This window comes from Pseudomonas sp. HY7a-MNA-CIBAN-0227, assembly GCF_040310325.1.
In the GTDB taxonomy this organism is placed as follows: Bacteria; Pseudomonadota; Gammaproteobacteria; order Pseudomonadales; family Pseudomonadaceae; genus Aquipseudomonas.
Map to the genome: position 1 here is coordinate 1 of NZ_JBEOPT010000104.1, position 279 is coordinate 279.

Below are 279 nucleotides of genomic sequence, written 5' to 3' on the forward strand. Positions count from 1 at the left end.
GGCTGGAGCTGCTGCGTGAGCGGTCGATTACTGGGTCAGTGCTTTGATGAAGTCTTCAACCCACGGCTCGGAGTCGCCTTCAGGGTTAACGGTTTCGCTGGCATCCAGGCGCAGCATCGACTGGACTTCACGCAGGCCCAGCTCGGCAAACAGTTCAGTGAGCAGTTGGCCACCGCCGCAGTAGGTATCGCCATAGCTGGAGTCGCCCAGCGCGATCACGGCACCCGGCAGACCGCGCCAGGCGGCGGGCAGCAGGTCACGGATCTCGCTGTACAACGG

The 279-nt window shown here is 63.4% G+C and carries 1 protein-coding gene; it reads right to left on the bottom strand.

Going from position 1 to position 279, the window contains the following annotated elements; all coding sequences use genetic code 11:
- Window positions 1–27: 27 nt before the first annotated feature.
- A partial coding sequence (locus AAEZ06_RS27160; RefSeq protein ID WP_502948058.1) for an NADPH-dependent FMN reductase family protein occupies window positions 28–279 on the bottom strand: 252 nt, incomplete at its 5' end.